The following is a 22,656-nucleotide window of genomic DNA, read 5'->3' on the forward strand; positions in this document are numbered from 1 at the left end:
TCCTACTTGGTGAGCAGATAGACGCCGACGCAGACGAAGAGTGCAGCCATCCAGCGGCGGCGGTCTACGTTCTCGTGCAGGAAATACTTGGCGGCGATGGCGTTGCCGACATAGGTGCAGGAGCCGACGGCAGGCAGGGCCAGCGAGAGGTCGACGCGGGAGACGAGGAAGAGCTGCGCGAAGTAGTTGAAGGCCATGCAGAAGGCGCCGACCAGGAAGAGCGGGCTGCCGAGGACCGCGCGGATGGTTCCCGGTAAGCCGGATTTCGCGCGGATGAGGTCGAGGTCGCCGAGGTTGCGCATGGCGGCCGCGATGAGCACCTCGCCCGCTATAGCGAAGAGCGCGACGCAGGCGATGGCGGTCCAGGTGACGGCGGTTGAGGTGTGATGAGTCACAGGCCGATCCCGGGGTCTACCTGCGTGAGCTTGGGTCCGGCGAAGGGATCGGAGTCCGGCGAGTGCTCGGTGCGGGCGGGGCTGTTGGCGATGAAGCCTACGGCGCAGGTGATGAGCAGGATGCCGATCCAGCGCGAGAGCGACAGGTGCTCGTGCAGCCAGAAACGGCTGAGCAGCGCGATCATGACATTGCCGAATGCCGTGGCCGGCATCACGAAGGTGAGATCGGCCCAGGAAAGGGCGGTCATGTAGGAGGCGAAGAAGCCGACGAGCAGGATGGTGCCGGCGATGATATTCAGGTTGGCGAGTGCGCGAAAGAGGAGCAGCAGGTGGTGGAGGTCGACGGCGCCGATCTGGCTCATGCCGCGAGAGAGCAGAGTGTCGCCCAGCGACGCGGTGATCATCACCGTGAGCAGAATCAGATACTGCTGGAGTGAGAGGCGGTGTTTCATGGAGACCCCAGAGCTGTGGCGGACGCCTGGAGCGAGTAGGCGTCCGATCGGCTTTCAAAACGCCGTTAAGTGAAAGGAGGGCGGAGTGTGTCTCCGCCCTCCGGGAATTGTTTCCAGAGCAGGGATCAGGCGTTCATGCTGACGGATTCCTGCGCCTTGAGGGCGTTGGCTTCCTTCATCGCGCGGCTGGCCTTGTTGCGCTGGGCGCGGAGCTTCATGAAAGACTTCGCCTCGACGTAAAGGCGCGGGACATCGCGGTTGACGATCGCCTTCCAGACCACGCGGAAGGCTGCCTTCGGACGGAAGTAGTACTCGTCGTAGAAGCGGTGCACCATCTCCATGACGTACTCGACCGGCAGGCCGGGGTACTCGATGTGCGCCATCTGGTGACCGGCGTCGTCTTCCATCTTCTGGTTGGTGATGTAGCCGTTCTTGGCGGCGAAGTCGTAGAACTCCGTGCCCGGATAGGCGTGCGCGATGGAGACCTGGATGGTCTCGCAGTCGAGCGACTTGGCGAAGTCGATCGTGTTGCGGATCGACTGCTTCGTCTCGCCCGGCAGGCCGAGGATGAAGTCGGCGTGAATGATGAGGCCGAGGTCGTGGCAGTCCTTGACGAAGTCGCGTGCGCGCTCGACGGTGGCGCCCTTCTTGATATTCTTGAGGATCTGCGGATCGCCGGACTCGAAGCCGACGATGAGCAGGCGGCAGCCGGCCTCCTTCATGGCCTTGAGGGTATCGCGGTCTGTGGTGACGCGCGAGGTGCAGGACCAGGTCAGGCCGAGCGGCTTCAGCTTGGCGCAGAGCTCGATCGTGCGCGCCTTCTGGATGTTGAAGGTGTCGTCGTCGAAGAAGAACTCCTTGACATGGGGGAAGAGCTGCTTGGCGTGCGCCATCTCGGCGGCGACGTCATCGGTGGAGCGCTTGCGCCACGCGTGGCCCGAGAGCGTCTGCGGCCAGAGGCAGAAGGTGCACTGCGCCGGGCATCCGCGGGTCGAGTAGAGCGAGACATACGGGTGCAGCAGGAACGGCACGTTGTACTTGGTGACGTCCATGTCGCGGGCGTAGATGTCGGTGACCCAGGGCATGTCGGGCTTGTCGAGCTTCTCGACCTGCGGACGATCCGGATTGTGGATGTGCTGTCCGTCGGCGCCGCGATAGCTGATGCCGAGGATCTCCTCGAGCGGCTTGTAGTTCGCGAACTCGACGACCGAGTAGTCGAACTCACGGCGGCAGACGAAGTCGATGGCGGAGCACTCGTTCAGCGCGCGGTCCGGGTCGGTGGTCACCGGGGGGCCGACGAAGGTGATCTTGATCGTCGGGTTCGCCTTCTTGATGGCCTGCGCGAGGGCGTGATCGCCGGCCCAGCCGACGGTCGAAGTGAAGAGCACGAGGAATTCGTAGCCCTTGGCGATTTCAATGGTCTCGTCAGCCGAGACGTGGTGCGGCGGAGCATCGAGCAACTTGGAACCTTCGAGCAAGCCAGCCGGATAGGCGAGCCAGACGGGGTACCAGTAGGATTCGATCTCACGCACAGCGGGCCAACGGGAGCTGGCGCCGCCATCGAAGTTCTCAAAGGAGGGCGGATTCAGGAGCAGGGTCTTCAGCGGCTTGTTCATGAGTATGCTAGATTTTACCATTTTGCAACGGGGTTGAGGGCGGATAGTGCACGAATCTCCAGCCGTGTGGTTGATTTGGTTCCGGCCAATGCCGCCCTGCCAACCGGAGCAGCCTAAGGTTTAGACGGACTTGCCAGGGAATTGGAGGACGCCGCCGCCGATCCGGCGGAGATTTTCAGCCAACCTTCCAGCTCGCCCGTCTGGCGCAGCAGGTTGATGCCGGTCTGGCGCAGTTGTCCCTCGGCGTCGAGCATCTCGACATAGCGTTGACGCTCCTGGATGCGGGCGTTCTGCTCGTCCTTGGGAGTCAGCGCCGCGGCGCCGCCCACGGCTGGAGCCTGCAACTGGACCAGGATCGCCTCGAGCTGTTCCTCGGCAAGCTCCTTGTCGAGCGAAGCGAGGTCGGACTTCGCGGAGAGTTCGGCCATGCTGTGGCGTAGCTTCAACTGGCCCTCCTGCGCCTGGTCGCGGTGGTAGATGGCGTCGTTCTGCGCGTGTACCGCCTCGGCCATGGACTCGCGCGCCTTCGCCTCGTGGCTTTTGTCGAAGAGCGGGATAGTGACGTTGACGGAGAAGCCGACGGCGTTCGATTCGAGCCCGCTCACCGAGGGGTAGTACTTGACGTACTGGTTGTTGAAGGTGCTGAACCGGCTGTACTCGGCGCCGAAGGCGAACTGCGGCCGGAAGCGATAGCGGTCGTCGCCGAAGGCCCGCTCGTATTTGGATTTGGCGGTGGCGAAGGCTGCTTTGACGCCGGGTGTCTCGGCGGGCACGAAGGACCCGCTGGGATGGGGCACCTCGGGGATGCTGTCGGATACGGTGGTCAGCGGATTGCCCGGCAGGCCGATCAACCGCGCGAGGTGGTCGGCGGAGTTGGCGATCTCGTCGTCGAGCTGCAAAAGCTGCAGGCGAAGCTGGACGCCGGTGCGGCGGCTCCTGGTCAGCTCCATCTTCGTGTCGCGGCCGGCGTCGAGGCGATCCTGCACGATGCTCTGCAGATGCTCGGCATAGCCCAACTCTTCGGCGAGCGCCGCGCGCTGGCGCTGGGCGCGGTCGAGCGAGATATACGTGGTAGCCGCGTCTTCGGCGACCTGCGAGCGCACGTCCTTCAGGGCAAAGTTCGCGGCGACCAGCCCCGAGCGCGCCGAGCGGACGTAATCTTTCTGGGAGTAGCTGAAGACCAGCGACTGCGCCGTGAAGCTATAGATCGTCGGCGGGCCGAGCGGAAATCCGTAGGCATAACCCAGGCCGCTGGTCGCACCCACGACGGTGGGGATATAGACGTCGATCGCCTCGTCAATGGCTGCGCGCGCGTGCATGACGTCGGACTCGGCCATGCGGACCTGCGGGCTGTTCTTCAACGCCATATCGACGGCGGCGGTAAAGGAGATCTGCGCCTGGGCCGATGCGCCGGCCAGCGTCAGCAGCGCGAGGCCGGCCATGCGTCCTGCGAGCCGCGCCGAAGATCGAGTTGCTGCGTTCATCGTGTTCCTTTGGACGTCGAAGCCGAGGGCTGCGGTTCAGCCGGCAGCGATTGCAGTCCCTTGCGCGCCGGCCCGTAGCCGGATGCCAGTGCGAGTGCGGCCTGATACTCCCGCCGCGCGCCTTCGGGGTCTTTGGACTTCAGCAGATCGCCGAGCTGGGTATGAACCTTGAATGCAGGGGTCTCGTCGGTCTGGGCGTCGGAGCGAAGGTAGTCGCGGAGGGCTTTCTGTGCGATCTGCGGTGCGAGGCCGGATTTGGTGAGGATGCTGGCTGCATCCACCTCGGCCGGTCCGTGCGTGCGATCGGCGGCGAGCGCCTTGTTGATCGTCGGCAGTATCTGATCGGTACGCTTGGTCTGCTGATAGAAGATAGCTAGGTCGATGTAGGTCTCGGCCGTCTTGCCTGAGTCGATCGCCGCCTTGAACTCGTTCTCGGCCGTGGTCATGTCGCCGTTCTTCTGCGCCAGTTGCGCCAGCAGCCGGTGCGACCGGGCGGGCGAATATTGCTGGAGCGATGCGGCGAGGCTGCGCGCTTTATCGGCGCCGCCGCCGACCATGCCCGGCGCATGAATGTAGAACTCGCCCAGATCGCTGGCGGCGTGGACGTTCGAAGGAGAGAGCTGTACGGCGCGTTCGAAGGCGGTGCGCACCTGCTTGGCGAGACCCATCTGCGAGAACAGGCTGGAGTGGGTGGTCTTCAGACCCAGCGCACGCCCAAGCCACATCTGCGCGTCGCTGCTGGAGGGCTCGCCTGCGACGGCCTTGCGGCACTCGTCCACAGCGGCATCGGCTTGATCCTGCGCGTAGGCCGCGCGGCAGAGCAGCAGGTGCGCGGTCGCGTTCGATGGGTTCGAGGCAAGCTCGGACTTCAGCATCGCCGTCGCTTCGTCGACGCGGCCGTGAAGCAGCGCGGCGTTGGCCGCAGCCGTATCCGCGTGAAGCGGAAGGGCGCCGAGCACAACGAAGGAGAGCCCGGCAAATGCGTTTGCAGGTAGGCGTGGTCTCATTCGATCGGCTTGACTTCGAGTCCGTTCTTCAGTTCCTGGTTGGTGGTCGCGCTGACCACGATCTGATCGTTCTCCTTCAAGCCGGAGGTAATCTCGACGCGGGTCAGGTTGACGACGCCGACCTGCACGGTTGTCCGCGACAGCTTACCCTGCCTGACGGTGTAGACGAAGTTGCTGGCGCCGTCGGTGTGGAGCGCCTCGCGGGGGATGCTGAGCACGTTGAAGCGCTGCGAGGTGGTGACGGTCACGGTGACGTTGGTGTTGGGTAGCAGGTCGCCCTTCGCGTCGTCCACCGTGATGAGGCATTCGCCGACGTTGCGCGTGCCGTAGGTGATGACGGTCGTGGGGGCGCGCTCGATGTGACCGTGCCAGCGCTGGTTGGGCTTTGCGTCCCAGACGATGCTGACGGCCTGGCCGCGCAGGAGCTTGCCGATCTCCGGCTCGTCGAAGTAGGCGCGGATCTGAATGCGGTTCAGGTCGGCGATGTCGAGGAGGTCGTCGCCCGCCGGGACGAAGTCGTATTGCGAGACGGGAATCGAGTAGACGGTGCCGGGAATCGGCGAGACGATGTTCGCATTCGCATGCGCCGAGTGAGCCGCCGCAAGTCCGGCCTGCGCCTCGGCGACCTGTGCGTCGGCGCGGGCGATGTCGTCCTTGCTGTAGCGCCCGGCGGTGTGCGACTGGGCGGCGGCAAGGGTGCGGTTTGCGGAGTCCAGTTGCGACTGCGCGCTGGCGACCTCGCCGGCCGAAGCGGCGCCCTTGGCCTGCAGCGCCTGCACCTGCGCGAGGCTGCGCGCCGCGGTGGCCTGTTCTGCCTGTGCGTTCTGCAGATCGGCCGCGGCGCGGTTGCGCTCTTCCTGCGTGCCGCCGAGCGTGAGGTCGTTGCGGCTCACCTGGGCGCTCTTCAGCGACGACTCGGCGGCGGCGACCTTGGCGTTCACATCGGCGTCGTCCATGCGCAGCAGCGGTGTGCCGGGCTTGACCACCTGGCCGACATCAACGTAGATCTCTTTGATGACGCCGGGATAGGGTGCATGCGCCTGGAACTCTTCCACGGGCTCGACCTTGCCGTTGGTCGAGACGGTGCTCAACAGGTTCTGGTTGGTCGCGGTCGAGGTGCGAACGCCGACCTGCTCGTGCGTCAGGGCGCGCACGCCGAAGACGATGATAACGACGATGACGGCTCCCGCGATCCAGAGGAGGGCGGGTCCTACGCGTCTTGGCTGCTCGACATTGGGCATAAGTAAGTCTTGAAGAGACAGTATATAAGACGCTGGCCCCGTAAAAACGGTCCATCTCTTTTCGACCTGTACCCGGGGAGTGTCCTGCGAGGCGCCTTGCCGTATCCGGCCGGGTTGCACCAACGGTGGTTCAACCCGAAACGAGGGGTTAGGCCAATGAAATCAGCGTGCCGACGCCTGCCGGGTGGGCGTTTCGGAGCTGCCCGAATTGGTGCGGGATATCCTCAGCCGTTGGCGGAGCTGTAGTGAAAACGGCGTACGCTGTCCACCAGTTCGTCCGACATGGTCTGCAGCGAGTGGCTGAGCTGGCCGACCTCGCCCAGGCTGGTCGAATTCGCCGCCACCGATTCGCCGATCTTGCGCATGCGGTCGACGACGTCGCCGGTCAGCTCGCGATGCCGGTCGGCGAGCTTGATGACCTGCTCGGCGCGTTCGGCGACCTGCGGAAGCTGCGCGACGGCGCTCTGCAGGCTTTTGCCGGCGCGGCTGAGCTGTTCGCCGCCGCTGATGGCCTGACCCCGGCAGTTGTCGGCGATGCGCCGGACGCGGTCGGTCTTGGTGCGCACCTGCCCGACCACGGCCTGCGCCTGAACGAGCGAGCCCTGGGTGCGCTGCGAAAGTTCGCGGACCTCCTGCGCGACGACGGCGAAGCCGCGGCCGAGGTCGCCTGCGCGGGCGGCCTCGATGGCGGCGTTCAGGGCGAGGAGGCTGGTCTGGTCGGCGATCTCGGAGACGATGCGGATGATCTCCTCGATGCGGCTGCTCTCCTGGTGGAGATCGTCGATCTGCGCGGAGAGACCGGTGACGGCGGCGACGACCTCTTCCATGACGGTCTGACTGAGACCCATATTCTCGCGCCCGTCGACGATCAGGTTTCCGGCCTTCTTGACGACGCTGACGACCTCCTCGAAGTCGTGGGTCATGGAGAGCGTGGAGCTGGCCATCTGCTGCACGGCCTGCAGCACGCCGTCGGCGTCCCGCTGCTGGGTGTGGCCTGCCTGGAGCATGCGTCCGGCGGCCTGGGTCATGGTTCCGGAGATGCCTCCGATGCCGAATGCGACCGAGCCGGCGTGGCTGACGGCGTCGTTGATCGTCCCCAGAAATTTGAGCATGCTGTGGCCGGAGGAGGTGCGGGCGTCGAGCCCAGGGCTGGTCAGGTCGATGACGCCGTCGTTCGAGTCGGACAGGCGTTGTCCGAGCTGGGCGATCGCCGCGGCTTCGAGCGCCTCGGTCCGGATCATCTCGCTAAGATAGACAAGGCCCGCGACCTCGAAGACCACGAAGCCGACATGCAGCCAGACGAGGTCGCAGTTGTGTCCGGGGGGAAAGACGTAGAAGCCGGTACCCGCCATCTGCAGGCGGCAGCCGATGAGATGATGCAGCGCCACGGTGACGGCGCCGGCCACGACCGGACGCCAGTCGCGGTAATAAAGGAGAAAGGCCAGGAAGGCGAAGATGCCGAAGTGCGCCTCGATGAGTCCATGCCATTGATGGATGAGCACGCCGGCGTAGGCCATCAGGACGATACTGCCGGCGAGCCGCGTGACGATCGAACCGGGCCGGAGCATCAACAGCGCCGTCATGGCGAGCGAGAGCGAGAGCGCGATCGTGAAGCTGACCATCCATGTGCCGTAGAGCGCGGCAACGCAGAGCGAGACGAGCCAGAGGATCCAGGAGAGCGCGCACATCAGCCGGTCGCCGTTGATCCGGATCGACGCGAGGACTGCCTCCTCTTCACGGCTGGAATGTAGTGCTGACATCGGTCTCCTGGGCGGGGATGCGTTCCTCGCTCTGTTCGTCTATCGGCGGTAGACCGGGAAAGGCTTACGCCGGATCGATATCGATCAGCTCCAACTCCAAACCTCCGTACTGCGGGTGGAGGTTGCGGCGCAGGCGGAAGAGCGTATCGATGTTGGACCCAGTCGTGAGCGCGGCTGTTCGTTCGGACCATGCAGCGGCGCCGGTGCGGCTCCAGCCCATGGCGTTGATGGGCTTCGCGCCCTGCGCGTCGGTGAGCTGCAGGCAGATGTGGCGGTCCTTGATGATGCGCGGCGGCGCGGAGAGGCGCAGGCCGCGCGCGACGAAGACTGGCTCCGGATTGTCCATGCCGAAGGGCGCGCAGCGGTCGAGCCAGTCGAAGAGTTCGGGCGTGATCTCGGGCAGGCTGATGGCGAGGTCGCAGGCAACCTCCGGCGTGAGGATCTCGCCGGTGAGCAGCTTCGCGCCGTATGCCTCGAGCCGTTCGCGCAGAGCCGCGAGCCGGAGCTTCGGCAGCGAGAAGCCGACGGCATGGGCATGTCCGCCAAAGCGGGTGAAGATATCGTCTTCGCCCTCGTCGTGGATGGCTGTGAGGGCGTCGAGCAGATGGAAGCCGGGGATGGACCGGCCGGAGCCGTGCGACTGCCCATCCTCTTCCGTCAGGATCAGTGCTGGTCGACCGGTGCGTTCGACCACGCGCGAGGCGAGGATTCCAAGGACGCCGCGGTGCCACTCCGGGTGGTCGAGCACGATGGGATGCGGCGGATAGGAGCCGTCGGCGTCGCGCATGCCCAGAAGCTGAAGTTCGATGGCCTCGAGCGCGGCGGCCTCGGTCGCGCGGCGGTCCTGGTTCAGGTCGTCGAGCTTCTGGGCGAGCGATTTTGCCAGTTCGACATCGCGCGTCAGGAAGAGTTCGACGACGTCGCTGGCGATGTCCATGCGGCCTGCGGCGTTGATGCGCGGGGCGAGGCGGAAGCCGACCTCGGTCGCCGTGGGCGCTCGGTCGAGCGGCAGCTTGGCGACCTCCATCAGCGCGCGCAGCCCGCTCTGGACGGGATTCTTCAACTCCCGCAGGCCGAGCCAGACGATGGCGCGATTCTCGCCCGTGAGCGAGACGGAGTCCGCGACCGTGGCGATGGCGACCAGCTTGAGGAAGGAGGGAAGCAGCAGACGGTTCAGGCGGTCGGTCTGTTGTTCGGGCTGGGCCGACCTGGCTGCCGCGGAGGCCAGCAGCGCGTGCGCGAGCTTGAACGCGACCGCGGCGCCGCAGAGCTGCTTGTAAGGATACGGGCAGCCCTCCTGCGCGGGGTTGATGACCGCCACTGCCTCCGGAACGCCAGCCATGCCGTCGGGCAGGTGATGGTCGGTGACGATCAGGTCGAGGCCGAGCGCCTTCGCCTCCTCGGCGGCCGCGAATGCGCGAATGCCGGTGTCGACCGAGATGACGAGGCGTACGCCCGACTCCGCCGCCAGCCCGAGACGGCTGTTCTGGATGCCGTAGCCCTCGCGCAGCCGGTGGGGGACGTGATAGGTCACCTGCGCCGGAAGCTCGGGCGCGGCGATGCGCTCGATGGCGGTCTTCAGCAGGACGGTTGCGGTCGTGCCGTCGACGTCGTAGTCGCCGTAGATCAGGATGGGTTCGCCGTCGCGTACGGCGCGTTCGATGCGCTCGACCGCCGACGCCATGCCGAGCATGAGCAGGGGATCGTGGAGGTCGGCGAGTGCCGGAGAGAAGAAGGTGGAAGCCTTGGCGGGTGTGTCTACGCCGCGCGAGACGAGCAGACGGGCGATGGACTCCGGGCAGCCGACGGCCTGAGCCAGCTCACGGACGGCGGAATCGGGTGCTTCACAGACGACCCAGCGCTTCGTCGCTTCTTTGGTCATCGCGGCGAAGGCTAATCCTGGTCGTGGTCGTCGAGGACGACTCCGCCGAAGTCGGTGGCGGTCTCCATCAGGTCCTGGAAGCGGTCGTACCAGTCGGTGGCGATCTCGAAGAGGAACATGACGCCCTGGTGGGCGAATCCGAGCTGCAGGTAGCCGAGCTTGCCGACGTGGCGCAGCAGCGATTCGGCGTCGTCGATGTCGAGGATGCCGTCGTCCGAGAAGCCGTGCTCGCGCAGTTGCTGGATGAGGATGGCGACGTCGGATTTCTCGAGCACGACCTCGCTCATGGTGACGAAGGGCGCGCCGGCGGCCTTGGCATGTTCGACGAAGTCCTTCCAGCCGTCGGGGTTTTCTTCCTCGAAGAGAACGGTGGGGACCTCTTCGGTGACGTAGCCGGGAAGCCGGCGCATGCCATGTCCGGCGATGAACGCCACCATGTCGTCTTTGAGCGAAATGAGATTGTCTGCCTGCATCAACCTTTATTGTCTCACCGTTAGGGTGGTTGCGATGGTGGAAATACAGACGTTTGCGGCGCCCCGTACCGGGTGCATGGCGGTGGTATACTTCGATTCCAAGACCATGATTTTCTCCAAGGATTACGTCGGGTATCTGGCGCGCCAGACGGTGAAACACCTCGTCGCCGAAAAGATGATTCATACGGATAAGGTTGGGCCGGTGAGTGAGAAGGTTGCGACCGCGATGGTCGATGAGCTTTCGCTCGAAGACCGGATCAACGATGAGGTCCGCGCCATTCTGGAGGCGATCCAGGAGGACATGCGCAAGGGCGGCGTCAGCTATCCGGAGATGTTCAAGAAGGTAAAGATCAAGCTGGTGAACCAGTACAAGGCGGTGCTATGAGGATCTCGCGCGACAAGCTGAACAAGCTTGCCCACACGATCGCAGACGCGCTGGCCGAGATTCCCGAGTGCGACTTTCTGGAGGATCGGAATACGATCCGGCAGGAGGCGCGCAAGGCGCTCGAAAAGCTGCTGATGGAAGAGACGAAGATCGACGCGGCCGCGCGCCTGAAGATCTCGTCGCAGCGTAAGATCATCGTCGAAGGCTCGCAGGAGTGGGAGATCCTCTACCGCAAGTACTACAACGACGAGGTCAAGAAACTGGGTCTGTAACGACCGGTTTTCCTAAGGGCAGGGATTGCGCAAACCGTAATCCCTGCTATACTTAGAAAGTCGCAAACGGGTGGATGCAACGTCCGCCCGGCAACAAATATGGCGTTATGGTGTAACTGGTTAACACGTCGCCCTCTCAAGGCGAAGAGTCCGGGTTCGAGCCCCGGTAACGCTACCAAAATCAAATTCCCACTACAATCCAATTTCCTGCGAAGCCGATTCGTCATGCCTGTGGGTATGGTGTGATTGCCGTTTTGAAAGCAATGGCCCATTGCCGGCGTGCATCGAGGAAGCAGTCGGACACCCTAAAGGCAATTCGCTCTGAAAGCGTGTGACCGACCACTTGGCTGCATGCGATGATGTGAGCGCTGCGTCTGGGAGGCTGCGGATTCGTGAAGTAGGGGTTATCCGGGGAGTCGGCTTCCTGCCGCTCCGTCTGCGCTTCATCGCGATAGAAATCGGGTGTGAAAGCTGAGATGTGATGGAAGTGAAATTGGCGTCCCCGACGGGATTCGAACCCGTGTTCTCGCCTTGAAAGGGCGGCGTCCTAGGCCTCTGGACGACGGGGACGCAACAGATAAGAGGCAGCCCCACGCCGCGCTCATCTCTTTCAGATTAACAACATATGGTGTGCATGTCAAAAGGGGGCTTACGCTGCTGCCGTTCTTACGGGATACTGGTGCGATGGATGCCCAAGTTGAATCACGCCGCTTCCGCTATCTGGATGCACTGACAACCACGTTCGTGGTCGTGCTGCTGGTCTCGAATCTGGTCGCGCAGAAGATCTGCCAGATCGGGCCGGTCTTCGGTCACACCTTCTTTGTATCGGGCGCGGTCCTGCTGTTTCCGGTCACATATATCTTTGGGGATGTCTTTACCGAAGTTTACGGGTTCGCCGCGTCGCGTCGCGCCATCTGGCTGGGGTTCTTTGGAACGGCGTTACTCTACGGTATGGGCGCGACCGTCATCGCGTTGCCGGCGGCGCCGGGCTGGCCGAATCAGAAGGCGTTTGAGACGGTCTTCGGCATCATTCCGCGCATCCTGGTTGCCAGTCTGATCGCCTTCTGGGCGGGCGAGTTCGTTAACTCCTACACCATGGCCAAGCTGAAGCTGGCGACCGGCGGCCGCATGCTGTGGACGCGCACCGTCGGCTCGACCGTGGCCGGGCAGGCGGTCGATACGGCGCTCGTGATCGCGCTGACCTTCGGCGGCACGATACCGGTGAGGACGCTTGTGAACATGATCCTCACCGGCTACGGGTTGAAGGTGGGATACGAGGTGCTGGCGACGCCGCTGACCTATCTCGTCATCCACGGCCTGAAGCGCGCCGAGGGCGTGGATGTATTCGATCGCGGCATCAGCTTCAATCCCTTTGCCTTCGGCGCTCGCCGCGATTAGGCGAAGGTCAACGTGACCCGGCCCACCGTGCCGAACCGGACGTCTACATCCGAGGTCGCCGTCGCGAGAGTGTTGCCGGTCCAGCTTCCGGTGGTGATCCACTGTCCGGCCTTCAAACCGCCGGTGCGCGACGCGCCTTCGTTCGCGAGCCAGGGGATGAGCTTCAGGAAGTCGCCCGAGGTGTTCGAGCCGGTGCGGTCGACGCGGATGCTGCCGTCGACCGCCAGCGTCACGTGCTCCTGGGTGAAGTCGACCGACTCCCACCCCGCGAAAGCCGGACCGTAAACGAAGCCGCCGTGCATCTGCATGTCGGCGATCATGGAAAATCGATTGGCAGCGGAGGGATCGGCGAGGCCCGCCTCCAGAATTTCGATCACCGGATGGCAGCTTGCGATGGCGGCCAGCGCCTCTTCGCGCGTGTAGGGCGTGGCGCGCGGCGGCAGGTCTTTGCCGAGGAGGAATGCGATCTCCGCCTCGAGCCCTCGATAGCGCCAGGTCTTGCCGGAGAGCACGCTGCCGGCCGGCGCGATCCAGGCGAGCGGCATGGGCGCGAAGATGGGCGTGGCCTCGGGCGTCGGCGCGCCGACCTTCCATCCACCGATGGTCTCGTAGGCCTCGGCCATGGCGTCCTGCACGAAGTAGGCCTCGTCGAGCGTGGTGGGCTGCAGTTCGGCGGGCAGTTCGGCGATGGGGCTTGCGTTGCGGCGCGCGTTCAGGAGGAGGTTGGCGGCTTCGATCAGTTGCTGTTCGCGGAGTCCAGTCATAGTCCTGCCAGTGTCGCTCATTCAGCAGTCGTATGTCATGTGCGGCTCACATCTAGTGTGCTATTTACCGTGGATCATCCCGACGATCCGGCCGTCTGCCTTTCGAATCTTCACCGTCGCAACGCCGCCTTCACATCCTGATTTTGCGCAGGGAATTGTTCCACTCACGACCCAGACCCCGCCTTCGAGAATCGCTGTGAAGGGCCTTTCGGATTCGATGAGCGCTTTGCCGTAGACCGGTTTCAAAACTGCTTCTGCGATCTCGCGGGCAGTTGCCGCATCCGGGACGTAACCATCCTTCGGCACAACGTTCTGCGCAAGAGAGGATGAAGCAAGAAGCAGCAATAGCCAAATGCATCTCGTTCGGCCCATCGACAAACTCCTCATGCTACTTCGCCGCCGGCGCCTTGCCCAGACTGAGCAGATTCGCAAACAGCCGGTAGCCGCCGGGAACACCCTCGGGCAACTGACGGTACAGCGCCAGCGACGTGTAGATGTACTTGCCCTTGCCGGTTTCGGCGATCAGCAGGCCGCCCTTCTGCGGGGCCTGGCCTGCATCGTGGGTCTCCAGGAGAGGGGTGAAGTGTGGGTCCCATGAGGCCATGAAGCCGTGGCCACGCTCTTCCACCCAACCGTCGAAGTCCTTCGAGCCGATTTTGTTCGGCCAGTTCAGCAGGGCCGCGTCGGGTTCGAGAATCTTCACCGGCGCGGTCTCTTCGACGACCTTTTCGTTGTCTCCCAGCGAGAGCGGATACGGCGTTACGCCAGAGGGAAATTCCCGGTAGGCATACTGCGCGATGACCACGCCGCCGGCCTGCGCGTAGGCGAGCAAGGCAGGGCTGGCCGCTGCGAGGTCTGGATGCGCCTCATATGGCCGCACCCCCAGCACGACCGCGTCGAAGTTCTTCAGGTTGTCGGCGGTCAGGTCGGCGACCGTCAACATCTTTGCGTGGACGCCGAGGTTTTCAAGCGTTGCCGGCACGTCGTCGCCGGTGCCGGGCAGGTAGCCGACCTTGAGGTCCGGCGCGATTTTGACATCGACGCCGTAGGCCCGGTAGGTCGCGGGCCGGTAGAGGTTCGTGCCCTGCAGGCCGGGGTATCCGGCTGTGCGATAGCCCTCGCGATACTTGTGGCCGTCGACCTCGGCGACGGCGGTCAGGGTGTACTCCGTTCCGGGAACCAGCTTCGCCGGCGTGACGGTGAAGGTCACGTCGCGCTCGGCGCCGCGCTGGGCGGAGTCGAGCGCGACCGTCTCGGGCGAGGAGGTCCAGCCAGACGGCAGCTCCAGCTTGAGTGTGCCTTTGGTCTGGCCTGTGCCGTTCTGCCCAAGGCCATCGATGCGAACATGCGTGGTCAGCGAGAGCGTCTTTTCGGTCAGCGGGATGATGCCCGCGCCCGGCGAGACCGACACCGAGACCGGCGGCACGACCACCAGAGGGCCATTGGAGCCGCGCACCACCTGCCGCATGATCAGGTCGACGCCGTCATAGCGAAAGCGCGCCACGGCCACCAGCGGGTAGGGCGTGATGGGCGAGTCGCGCAGTGCGGGGGCGGCGATGTCGTAGTACGGCTGCTCGATGCCGGGACGGAAGAAGTAGGGGCGCGTCGGCTTGGCATCGCTCGGGACGACAACCGTCACCTGGTCCTTGCAGGACGGCGTCGCGGAGTCGGACGAGAGCGCCGTGCCGTCCGCCGACTCGACCGTCAGGCCGACTGAATCAAGCTGGGTCTCTTCGTTGTGTTTCAGTCCGATGGCCAGCGGCAGCTTCTCGCCGGGCGCCAGCGGCTGCGCGGTCATCTCCTGCCCGCAGGCAGGGCCGACGGTCAGGGTGAGCGAGAGCGCCTGCACCAGCGCATCGTTGAACTGCGTATGCTTCACCCGCAGATCGTGCAGGACCAGCTCTTTTTCGACCGGCGTGATGTTGCTGGCGCGGACGTGGTCGGTCAGATCGGTAACAGCGATAAAGCCGTCGCGGAGGAAGGGCGCTATCTTCTCCGGCTCAGCGGGCGTGAAGGTGGCCTGCGCCTGATCCACGAGGGCTTGAATCTTCTTCAGCTCGGTCTGCAGCGCGGCCTTCTCGGTGGGAGAGGAGGTCACATAGCTCGCGATTCCCGCAAGGCTGGTGTCGATGCCGTCGAAGAAGCCCGTCTCCTTGCCGCTGATCTCGCCGTCCGGCTGGCCGAGGTGCGATCCATAGCGGTGATACTCGACATCGTGGACGCCGGCGGATGGCGGCCGCATCATTCCGCCCATCTGGCTCCTCTGCATCGAAAGACCCTTCCGCGCGAACTGCAGGTAGCTCATACCCAACAGCGGATCGGCATCTCCTTCGGGCACGACGACGTTCGCCTTCGGCACTGTCGTCGTGGTGACGCCCGAGACGTAGTTGTAAAACTTCGTCGGCGCGTACTGGTTGGTCGCGTAGTCGAACATGCCCTTGTCGTCGATGCGGGCGAAGGGGATGCGTGCGTAGACCTTCAACGGAGTCCAGGGCGGCAGCTTCATCTCGGGGAAGACCTTCGGATCGCCCGCCGCGTTGAAGACCTCCTGATCGATCTGTCCCGCGACCTGGTGGTGGCCGTGGCCGTCGGTGACGCCGCCGACGAAGACGCTCGCCAGCACCAGCGGGCGATAGAGCCGCACGGCGCGCACCGCGTCGTAGAGCACGCGGTCGTGGCCCCACTTCGCCAACGTCTCCTCTTTGGTCTTCGAAAAGCCGAAGTCGACGACCGAGCCGAACATCTGGTCCACGCCCATGTAGCGGTCCGCGGCCAGCAGCTCCTGCGTGCGGTCGAGGCCGAGCGCATCGTAAAAGTCGGCAGACATCACGTTCTGTCCACCTTCGCCGCGATTCAGCGTCAGCATGGCGACGCGTACGCCTTTGCCGCGCGACTCGTAGGTCAGCATGCCGCCGTCCTCGTCGTCCGGGTGGGCGACGATCATCATCATCGACGCGCGCGTGGCGAGCCTGCGCAGACTGGTCGCGAGCGCGATGGCGCCGGTGTTCTCGGGGATCGGGTCGGCGATGGGGTTGGCTTTGACGCGATCGGCGGCCAGGTTCGCGGGATCGGTCTGCTGAGGCGTCGGATTCTGGTTGCGAGCTGGATTCTGTCCCGCGCCGGGCAGGGTGTCGGCGAGCAGCAGCGAGAGCGCAAGCGCGGTGACGAGTCTAGGGGAGCTGCCAGAATTAGCCATTGGTTTAAATCTCTCATATCGCATGCGGCGGTGGAGGGGAAAGAATCAGGGCTTCGACTGGATTGGACGCGGGTTTGGATTCTGTAGACTCACCATATCTCTACTTTCGACCAACCCGGCGCCCAGCTTACCCGCACGCTCACGCTGCGTTCAGCCGTTGCGCTGAACATGCTGGACATGATCGGCGTCGGCCCGTTCATCACGCTGCCGCTGATTCTCTCGGCCATGGGCGGCCCGCAGGCGATGCTCGGCTGGATTCTGGGCGCGCTGCTGGCGCTGTGCGACGGGCTGGTATGGGCGGAGCTGGGCGCGGCAATGCCCGAGGCTGGCGGCTCCTACCAGTTCCTGCGCCGGATCTACCCCGGCAGGCTCGGTCGTTTTCTCGCCTTCCTGTTCGTCTTTCAACTGACATTTTCGGCGCCGCTCTCGGTCGCCAGCGGATGCATCGGACTCAGTCAGTACGCGACGTATCTCGTGCCGGCGCTGGGCGGCCATACGGTGCATGTCGGCTCGCGGATTACGGCAGGGCCGGGGACCGCGCTCGCCATCGGCGCCGTGGTGCTGGCAGTCGTTCTGCTCTATCGGAATCTGGCGAATCTGAAGGCGCTTTCGCTGGTGCTCTGGACGACGGTGCTCGCGACGATCGCCTGGGTGCTGGCGACCGCGCTGCTGCATGGGCATCTGGCGCAGGCCTTCACGCTGCCGCCCGATGCATTTCGCCCCAGCCCCGCGTTCTTTTCCGGGTTGGCGTCGGCGATGCTGATCGCGACCTACGACTTCTGGGGTTACTACAACATCACCTTCCTGGGCGCGGAGGTGAAGGATCCGGCGAGGACGATTCCGCGCGCGATCCTGATCTCGATCGGATGCGTGGGCGTGCTCTACCTGCTGCTGAATGTCGCGGTACTGGCGGTGCTGCCGTGGCAGCCGCTGCTTTCCGCGCAGAATCTCGACGCGCGCCGTGCGCTGATCTCGGTCTTCATGCAGACGGCCTATGGTCCGCGCTATGGCCATTTGATGGGAGAGATCGCGGCGGTCTTTGTCATGATCACGGCGTTCGCGAGCGTCTTCTCGCTGCTGCTTGGCTACTCGCGCATTCCGTATGCGGCGGCGCGGGACGGCAGCTTCTTCCGGGCGTTCGGCAAACTGCATCCGAGACGCGGCTTTCCGTATGTCTCGCTGCTGTACCTTGGCGTGGCGGCGTCGCTCTTCTGCTTCTTCTCGCTGGGAGAGGTGATCGCGGCGCTGGTGGTCATCCGCATCCTGCTGCAGTTCGTGATGCAGCATGTGGGCGTGCTGTATCTGCGGCGTTCGCAGCCGGGGCTGCCGAGGCCGTTCCGACTTTGGCTCTATCCGGCGCCGCCGCTGCTGGCGTTGGCGGGATTTCTCTATATCGTGTTCAAGCGGGCAGGCTCGGGCCGGGAGGTTGCGATGGCGGCGGTCGTCGTGGCGCTGGGCACGGCGGTCTTTTTCCTCTCGGGGAGAGCTTCGAGATCGGGTCATTCGGGTTAAGCGAAACAAAAGGCTCGGGCCGACGCAACTTTGCCCTCCGTTTTCGGTTCCAATCAGACAGAGGTCCAGCTATGCGTGTGCTCTCGTCCACCCTCGCCCTTGCACTGATCCCGCTTTCCGCTACCGCTCAGAATACGAAGCTCAAGCTGCCTCCGCCGTCGGCCTCGCCGCAGACGCCGCTCGACCAGCGCGAGCGAGCTGTTCAACTGCTCAATCGGTTCACCTTCGGCGCGCGTCCGGGCGATGTGGAGGCTGTGCTCGCCAGTGGGACGGACCATTGGTTCGACCAGCAGCTTGACCCCGCCTCCATCAAAGACGATGCCCTTAACAGGCGGCTCGCCGACTATCCGACCCTGGCCATGACGCCCGAGCAGGCGCTCACCGTCTACCCCGATCGCGGCACGGTGGAGCAGGTAGCCGACGGCAAGCGCCCCTACCCAACGGACCCGCTGCTGGCCTGCGTCTACGAGGTGCAGGTCCACAAGTTGATGGACGAGCGCGACCAGAAGAAGCAGCTTGCGCTCGCCAGGCCCGAACCCACCGACGCCGAAAAGGCCGCCGCGAAGAAGGCGGATCAGGAGACTGCGGCCCGCGTTGCCGGCGAACTCTTCTCGCTGCCCAAGGCTCAGCGCATGGCGACGCTGATCAAGATGCCGGTGGAGGATCGCATCGCCTTCGCGAACAACGTTGCGGGCGACCAGAAGAATCTGCTGCTTGCCGACTTCACGCCGCGCGAACGCGAGACCTTCTACGGCATGCAGGGCGGCGTTGGAGTGCAGTATCAGATCGGCAACGAGCTGGCGCAGGCCAAGATCGTCCGCGCCATCCTGACCGAGCGGCAGGTGCAGGAGGTGATGACCGACTTCTGGTTCAACCACTTCAACATCTATGTGAACAAAGATTCGGACCAGTGGTATACCACCAGCTACGAGCGCGATGTCATTCGCCCGCACGCGCTGGGCAAGTTCCGCGACCTGCTGCTTGCGACCGCCGAGTCGCCGGCCATGATGGTCTACCTCGACAACTGGCTGTCGATCGGGCCGGAGTCGCTCGCGAACGGCGTTAACCCCGCGAACCCCAAGTCGAAGAAGGGCGCGAAGGGCCTCAACGAGAACTATGGCCGCGAAGTCATGGAGCTGCACACGGTCGGCGTGAACGGCGGTTATACCCAGGCCGATGTGACGCATCTTTCGGCGATCCTTACGGGATGGAGCGTCGACCGCCCGAACCAGGCGGGACCGTTTATCTTCGATCCCAAGAAGCATGAGCCGGGTACGAAGGACTGGTTCGGCTATCGCATCGACGAGGACGGCAACGCCTCGAGGATCGGCCCGGCCGACGCCAAGGGGGATTCCGCCCCGGCTGGCGCCGCTCCCGTGGTGCGCGCCGCCGCCGTACCCGGGGCCGTGCCTGAGGCCCCCGGCCTGAAGCAGGGAATCACCGCGCTGAACCTGCTGGCCGCCAGCCCGAAGACCGCTCACTTCATCTGCTACCTGCTGGCCCAGCGCTTTGTCGCGGACGATCCACCGGCGGCGCTCGTCGACCGCATGGCCGCAACGTATATGTCGTCCGACGGCGACATCAAGGCCATCCTGCACATGTTGGTCGGCTCGCCGGAGTTCAACTCGCACCGCTACTTCCGCAACAAGGTGAAGACGCCGGTGGAGTTCATGGCTTCAGCCTTCCGCTCGACCGCGACAGACCCGCAGAACCCCGGCGCCCTGACCAATGCGATCCGCGATATGGGCATGCAGCTTTACTACGCGCTGCCGCCGACTGGCTACTATCTGACCGCCGATCATTGGATGAACACCTCCGCACTGGTGGGCCGGCTGAACTTCGCCGACCAGCTCACCCACAATCGCTTCTCGAACCAGAAGTTCGACGCGCCGCGCGTGCTGGCCTTTGGTCTGATGTCGCAGCCCGCCGCCGCAGGTTCGGCCACGCAGGTTGGCTTCGGTGGCGGTTCGAGCAAGCCGCGCCCGATGAACATTGCGGACCATGTCGCGACCGCGGAGTCGCCAGCAACCGGCGCCGACGTCGCGCTGCATGTGCTTGAGGGAACGCTGATCGGCGGTGATGTCTCCGCCCAGACCAATCAGTTGATTCGCAAGCAGGTGACCTCGCAGGCGGCGAACAATCCTACTGAGAAGCTAAACCTGCTCACAGCGCTGGTGCTCGGCTCGCCGGAGTTCCAGTTGCGCTAAACCGGCCCCATCTTCCGGTGCGGCAGCGGCGGCAGTTCGATACGGATGGAGTCTCCGGGTCGGACCTCACCGCCGCTGAGCACAGTGCCCATGATGCCGGCCTTCCGGACCAGTTCGCCATCCGCGTCGCGCGCGATGCAGGCCTTCATCAGCCCTGGTTGCAGGTCGTTCATCAGGTTGCAGGGGTCGCGTAGTCCGGTGACCTCGACGACCGCCTCCGCGCCGATCGAGATCAGCGCTCCGACGGGAAGCGAGAGCAGGTCGACGCCGGCGGTTGTGATGTTCTCGCCCATCTCTCCCGGCCCGATTTGCAGACCCTGAGAACGCAGCTCGTCGAATAGCTCGGCATGGATGAGATGGACCTGGCAGAGGTTCGGCGCGGTGGGATCTTTACGGACGCGGTAGCGATGCTTCACCAGCGCGCCGGCGTGAGCGTCGCCCTCGACGCCGTAGTTTTCGATCAGCCGGATGGCGAGTTGCGGCGACTTCGAGAAGCTGTGCGTCGGACTCAGGCTGACGGCGATGACGGAACTCATGCATACGAGAATACTGCAGGCGTGATAGCCTTCCCGAGAATGTCTATCGCGCCCTCTGTTCATCCGTTCGATCTCGCTGCGGCCGCCCTTTCGGAGATGATCCGCGATGGCTTTCATGTCGGTCCGGTTGCCGGAGCGGACGAGCAGGTCGCCGCGATTCGCGCCGCCGAGGCCGCCGAATCGCACCGGCCCACGTTGCTCGACCTGCGCGGGCTGGAGTGGTCGTCGATCGATAACGACACCTCACGCGATCTCGACCAGATCGAATACGCCGAGCGCGTTCCGGGCGGCATCCGGGTGCTGGTTGGAATCGCCGATGTGTCGGCGGTTGTGGAAAAAGACACGCCGCTCGACCAGTTCGCCCGTGCGCAGACCCAGACCATCTACACCGCGGTACACAACTTTCCCATGCTGCCGCTGGCGCTCTCGACCGATCTCACTTCGCTGAACGAGGGCGAGGATCGAGCATCGCTGGTGATTGAGTTCACGGTCGATCCGCAGGGCGTGCTGATCGATACAAAGATCTATCCCGCGCTGGTGCGGAACAGGACGCAGCTTGCGTATTCACGCGTCGGGCCGTGGCTTGAAGGGACGGCGCACGCGGACGAGAAGCTGGCCGCCTCGCCTAGCCTGCAGGCGCAGATCCGGCTGCAGGACGAAGCCTCTCGGCTGCTGCGTGCGCAACGCATTCAGCTTGGCGCGCTGGACTTCAGCCGCGCCGAGGCCGATCCCGTCGTCATCGACGGCAAGGTGCAGGCGCTGCGGTCCTCGGTGCAGAATCGCGCTGGCGAGCTGATCGCCGACTTCATGATCGCCGCGAACGAGACCATGGCGCGTACGCTGCGTGCGTCGGGCCGGTCGAGCATCCGCCGCGTCGTCCGCTCGCCGGAGCGCTGGTCACGCATCGTGGCGCTGGTCGCGGCGAAGGGAACGACGCTGCCCGCAACGCCCGACTCCGCTGCGCTGAACCAGTTCCTGCAGGCGCAGCGCGCGGCCGACCCGCTGCGTTATCCCGACCTGTCGCTCTCGATCATCAAGCTGATGGGGCCAGGGGAGTATGTGCTCGCGCGTGGCGGCGAGCCCGACCAGCCGGGACACTTCGGCCTTGCTGCGCTCGACTACACGCACTCCACCGCGCCGAATCGCCGCTTTGCCGATCTCGTGACGCAGCGCGTGGTGAAGGCGATGCTCGCCGGCACGCCCGCGCCCTATACCGACGACGAACTCGCCGCCATCGCGCAGCACTGTACCGAGCGCGACTCGGCCGCACGCAAGGTCGAGCGCGCCATGCAGAAGCGCGTCGCCGCCGTCGGTCTGCAATCCAGCATCGGCCACCAGTTTCACGGGGTCATCACCGGCGCCAAGGACAAGGGCACCTTCGTCCGTGTCTTCGATCCGCCGGTGGAGGGCAAGATCATCCGCGGGGCCGAGGGTCTGGACGTCGGCGACACCGTCACGGTCACGCTGGCGAACGCCGATCCGGTCCACGCGTTTATCGACTTCACCCGGCCTTGAGCATGCGCAGGCGTACCATGAGGGCTATGGTCAAGCGTTTGTTTGCCTCATCCGCCGTGCTGGTCGTGCTGCTGACTGCCTGTAACTCGAAGACGGCCGCGACGCCGGAGAACTATACCGCCGCGTTGAATGCCTGGTTCGTCGATCACCCCGAGTGCCTGCTCGACGGCTCGGTCCACTTTCCGCTGGAGACGACCGACGCCGCTCAGACGAAGCAGATGGACTCGCTCGTCGCCGCGCAGATCCTCGAAGCGAAGAAGGAACCGGCGATCCACATCACACGCTACACCCTGACGACTACAGGCGAACGCGCGGGAACGCACCTCTGCTACGGACACCGGCAGGTAACGAGCATTGTCAGCTCCACGCCTCCCGTGCAGGCCAACGGGTTCCTCGAGAGCAACGTCACCTACGGGTACAAGCTGGTGGACACGCCGATGTGGGCGAAGACCGCCGAGGTCGAAGCCGCCTATCCGAAGATGGCGGAGCAGGTGAGCGGGAACGCGAAGGCGACGATGACGCTCGCACGCAATCGCGTCGCGTGGGTTGTGCCGGAATAGA

Annotated in this window: 20 protein-coding genes and 2 tRNA genes; 8 read left to right on the forward strand and 14 right to left on the reverse strand. The window is 64.6% G+C overall.

The genetic code is table 11. From position 1 onward, the window contains the following. Positions 1–2: 2 nt before the first annotated feature. The 9 genes from CHB87_RS06750 to CHB87_RS06790 form a co-directional block, all read right to left on the reverse strand. On the reverse strand, positions 3–395 hold the full coding sequence (locus CHB87_RS06750; RefSeq protein WP_089407659.1) for an EamA family transporter: 393 nt from the start codon (positions 393–395) through the stop codon (positions 3–5). Beyond that, a complete protein-coding gene (locus tag CHB87_RS06755; RefSeq protein WP_089407660.1) occupies positions 392–847 on the reverse strand; it encodes an EamA family transporter in 456 nt (151 codons plus the stop codon). The genes CHB87_RS06750 and CHB87_RS06755 overlap by 4 nt, the downstream gene beginning before the upstream one ends. Positions 848–972: 125 nt before the next feature. Next, on the reverse strand, positions 973–2,463 hold the full coding sequence (gene hpnJ / locus CHB87_RS06760; protein ID WP_089407661.1) for a hopanoid biosynthesis associated radical SAM protein HpnJ: 1,491 nt from the start codon (positions 2,461–2,463) through the stop codon (positions 973–975). A 113-nt stretch (positions 2,464–2,576) separates the two neighbouring features. Beyond that, positions 2,577–3,947 carry a TolC family protein gene (locus CHB87_RS06765; RefSeq protein WP_089407662.1) on the reverse strand — a complete coding sequence of 457 codons (1,371 nt, stop codon included), beginning with the start codon at positions 3,945–3,947 and terminating at the stop codon, positions 2,577–2,579. Then, complete coding sequence (locus tag CHB87_RS06770; protein WP_089407663.1) at positions 3,944–4,954, reverse strand: tetratricopeptide repeat protein; 1,011 nt, start codon at positions 4,952–4,954, stop codon at positions 3,944–3,946. Before CHB87_RS06770 ends, CHB87_RS06765 begins: the two co-directional genes overlap by 4 nt. Beyond that, positions 4,951–6,195 carry an efflux RND transporter periplasmic adaptor subunit gene (locus CHB87_RS06775; protein WP_089407664.1) on the reverse strand — a complete coding sequence of 415 codons (1,245 nt, stop codon included), beginning with the start codon at positions 6,193–6,195 and terminating at the stop codon, positions 4,951–4,953. The genes CHB87_RS06770 and CHB87_RS06775 overlap by 4 nt, the downstream gene beginning before the upstream one ends. Before the next feature lie 224 nt (positions 6,196–6,419). Continuing rightward, positions 6,420–7,955, reverse strand: coding sequence for a methyl-accepting chemotaxis protein (locus CHB87_RS06780; protein ID WP_089407665.1), 1,536 nt, complete (start codon positions 7,953–7,955; stop codon positions 6,420–6,422). 64 nt (positions 7,956–8,019) lie between these two features. Beyond that, on the reverse strand, positions 8,020–9,837 hold the full coding sequence (recJ, locus tag CHB87_RS06785; RefSeq protein WP_089407666.1) for a single-stranded-DNA-specific exonuclease RecJ: 1,818 nt from the start codon (positions 9,835–9,837) through the stop codon (positions 8,020–8,022). A gap of 11 nt (positions 9,838–9,848) precedes the next feature. Next, positions 9,849–10,310, reverse strand: a complete 462-nt coding sequence (locus tag CHB87_RS06790; RefSeq protein ID WP_089407667.1) for a hypothetical protein — start codon at positions 10,308–10,310, stop codon at positions 9,849–9,851. A 106-nt stretch (positions 10,311–10,416) separates the two neighbouring features. On the opposite strand from CHB87_RS06790, the gene CHB87_RS22730 reads away from it, so the two are divergent. The 3 genes from CHB87_RS22730 to CHB87_RS06805 all read left to right on the forward strand — a co-directional run bounded on the left by CHB87_RS22730 (position 10,417) and on the right by CHB87_RS06805 (position 11,145). After that, complete coding sequence (locus CHB87_RS22730) at positions 10,417–10,695, forward strand: DUF507 family protein (protein WP_089408111.1); 279 nt, start codon at positions 10,417–10,419, stop codon at positions 10,693–10,695. Further along, positions 10,692–10,967, forward strand: a complete 276-nt coding sequence (locus tag CHB87_RS22735; RefSeq protein WP_089407668.1) for a DUF507 family protein — start codon at positions 10,692–10,694, stop codon at positions 10,965–10,967. The genes CHB87_RS22730 and CHB87_RS22735 overlap by 4 nt, the downstream gene beginning before the upstream one ends. 101 nt (positions 10,968–11,068) lie before the next feature. Then, positions 11,069–11,145, forward strand: a tRNA-Glu gene (locus CHB87_RS06805). A gap of 316 nt (positions 11,146–11,461) precedes the next feature. On the opposite strand, the gene CHB87_RS06810 is transcribed toward CHB87_RS06805, so the two are convergent. Beyond that, positions 11,462–11,537 (reverse strand) — tRNA-Glu (locus tag CHB87_RS06810). A gap of 114 nt (positions 11,538–11,651) precedes the next feature. On the opposite strand from CHB87_RS06810, the gene CHB87_RS06815 reads away from it, so the two are divergent. Continuing rightward, positions 11,652–12,365: a queuosine precursor transporter gene (locus tag CHB87_RS06815; RefSeq protein WP_089407669.1), complete on the forward strand. Its 714-nt coding sequence runs from the start codon at positions 11,652–11,654 to the stop codon at positions 12,363–12,365. Here CHB87_RS06815 and CHB87_RS06820 read toward each other — a convergent pair. Genes CHB87_RS06820 through CHB87_RS06830 form a run of 3 tightly spaced genes read right to left on the reverse strand, consistent with a single transcriptional unit; the run spans position 12,362 to position 16,325 of the window. Next, positions 12,362–13,129, reverse strand: coding sequence for a 2-keto-4-pentenoate hydratase (locus CHB87_RS06820; RefSeq protein ID WP_089407670.1), 768 nt, complete (start codon positions 13,127–13,129; stop codon positions 12,362–12,364). The genes CHB87_RS06815 and CHB87_RS06820 overlap by 4 nt on opposite strands. 60 nt (positions 13,130–13,189) lie before the next feature. Further along, positions 13,190–13,501 carry an NTF2 fold immunity protein gene (locus tag CHB87_RS06825; RefSeq protein WP_176441635.1) on the reverse strand — a complete coding sequence of 104 codons (312 nt, stop codon included), beginning with the start codon at positions 13,499–13,501 and terminating at the stop codon, positions 13,190–13,192. 16 nt (positions 13,502–13,517) lie between these two features. Further along, positions 13,518–16,325, reverse strand: coding sequence for a PIG-L family deacetylase (locus CHB87_RS06830; protein ID WP_176441636.1), 2,808 nt, complete (start codon positions 16,323–16,325; stop codon positions 13,518–13,520). A gap of 144 nt (positions 16,326–16,469) precedes the next feature. Between CHB87_RS06830 and CHB87_RS06835 the strand changes: the two genes are divergently transcribed. Further along, entirely contained in the window at positions 16,470–17,837 is a 1,368-nt protein-coding gene (locus CHB87_RS06835; protein ID WP_281252321.1) for an APC family permease, read from the forward strand. Between the two features lie 71 nt (positions 17,838–17,908). Then, on the forward strand, positions 17,909–20,044 hold the full coding sequence (locus CHB87_RS06840) for a DUF1800 domain-containing protein (RefSeq protein ID WP_089407674.1): 2,136 nt from the start codon (positions 17,909–17,911) through the stop codon (positions 20,042–20,044). On the opposite strand, the gene CHB87_RS06845 is transcribed toward CHB87_RS06840, so the two are convergent. Beyond that, a complete protein-coding gene (locus tag CHB87_RS06845; protein ID WP_089407675.1) occupies positions 20,041–20,580 on the reverse strand; it encodes an MOSC domain-containing protein in 540 nt (179 codons plus the stop codon). The two genes, CHB87_RS06840 and CHB87_RS06845, sit on opposite strands and share 4 nt — an antisense overlap. Positions 20,581–20,619: 39 nt before the next feature. Here CHB87_RS06845 and CHB87_RS06850 point away from each other — a divergent pair, with 39 nt between their 5' ends. Both CHB87_RS06850 and CHB87_RS06855 read left to right on the forward strand, forming a co-directional pair. Further along, complete coding sequence (locus CHB87_RS06850) at positions 20,620–22,095, forward strand: RNB domain-containing ribonuclease (RefSeq protein WP_245817861.1); 1,476 nt, start codon at positions 20,620–20,622, stop codon at positions 22,093–22,095. Between the two features lie 26 nt (positions 22,096–22,121). Beyond that, positions 22,122–22,655 carry a hypothetical protein gene (locus CHB87_RS06855; RefSeq protein ID WP_089407676.1) on the forward strand — a complete coding sequence of 178 codons (534 nt, stop codon included), beginning with the start codon at positions 22,122–22,124 and terminating at the stop codon, positions 22,653–22,655. Position 22,656: the final 1 nt, after the last annotated feature.

Source organism: Granulicella rosea (assembly GCF_900188085.1).
Classification (GTDB): Bacteria; Acidobacteriota; Terriglobia; order Terriglobales; family Acidobacteriaceae; genus Edaphobacter; species Edaphobacter rosea.

Bases quoted from the DNA above. Each gene is read 5' to 3' on its own strand.
- CHB87_RS06825 (WP_176441635.1), bottom strand. From the start codon at position 13,501: ATGGGCCGAACGAGATGCATTTGGCTATTGCTGCTTCTTGCTTCATCC.
- CHB87_RS22735 (WP_089407668.1), top strand. From the start codon at position 10,692: ATGAGGATCTCGCGCGACAAGCTGAACAAGCTTGCCCACACGATCGCA.
- CHB87_RS06770 (WP_089407663.1), bottom strand. From the start codon at position 4,954: ATGAGACCACGCCTACCTGCAAACGCATTTGCCGGGCTCTCCTTCGTT.
- CHB87_RS06815 (WP_089407669.1), top strand. From the start codon at position 11,652: ATGGATGCCCAAGTTGAATCACGCCGCTTCCGCTATCTGGATGCACTG.
- CHB87_RS06855 (WP_089407676.1), top strand. From the start codon at position 22,122: ATGGTCAAGCGTTTGTTTGCCTCATCCGCCGTGCTGGTCGTGCTGCTG.
- CHB87_RS06755 (WP_089407660.1), bottom strand. From the start codon at position 847: ATGAAACACCGCCTCTCACTCCAGCAGTATCTGATTCTGCTCACGGTG.
- CHB87_RS06765 (WP_089407662.1), bottom strand. From the start codon at position 3,947: ATGAACGCAGCAACTCGATCTTCGGCGCGGCTCGCAGGACGCATGGCC.
- CHB87_RS06775 (WP_089407664.1), bottom strand. From the start codon at position 6,195: ATGCCCAATGTCGAGCAGCCAAGACGCGTAGGACCCGCCCTCCTCTGG.
- CHB87_RS06845 (WP_089407675.1), bottom strand. From the start codon at position 20,580: ATGAGTTCCGTCATCGCCGTCAGCCTGAGTCCGACGCACAGCTTCTCG.
- CHB87_RS06850 (WP_245817861.1), top strand. From the start codon at position 20,620: ATGTCTATCGCGCCCTCTGTTCATCCGTTCGATCTCGCTGCGGCCGCC.
- recJ (WP_089407666.1), bottom strand. From the start codon at position 9,837: ATGACCAAAGAAGCGACGAAGCGCTGGGTCGTCTGTGAAGCACCCGAT.
- CHB87_RS06820 (WP_089407670.1), bottom strand. From the start codon at position 13,129: ATGACTGGACTCCGCGAACAGCAACTGATCGAAGCCGCCAACCTCCTC.
- CHB87_RS06830 (WP_176441636.1), bottom strand. From the start codon at position 16,325: ATGGCTAATTCTGGCAGCTCCCCTAGACTCGTCACCGCGCTTGCGCTC.
- CHB87_RS22730 (WP_089408111.1), top strand. From the start codon at position 10,417: ATGATTTTCTCCAAGGATTACGTCGGGTATCTGGCGCGCCAGACGGTG.
- CHB87_RS06780 (WP_089407665.1), bottom strand. From the start codon at position 7,955: ATGTCAGCACTACATTCCAGCCGTGAAGAGGAGGCAGTCCTCGCGTCG.
- CHB87_RS06840 (WP_089407674.1), top strand. From the start codon at position 17,909: ATGCGTGTGCTCTCGTCCACCCTCGCCCTTGCACTGATCCCGCTTTCC.
- hpnJ (WP_089407661.1), bottom strand. From the start codon at position 2,463: ATGAACAAGCCGCTGAAGACCCTGCTCCTGAATCCGCCCTCCTTTGAG.
- CHB87_RS06790 (WP_089407667.1), bottom strand. From the start codon at position 10,310: ATGCAGGCAGACAATCTCATTTCGCTCAAAGACGACATGGTGGCGTTC.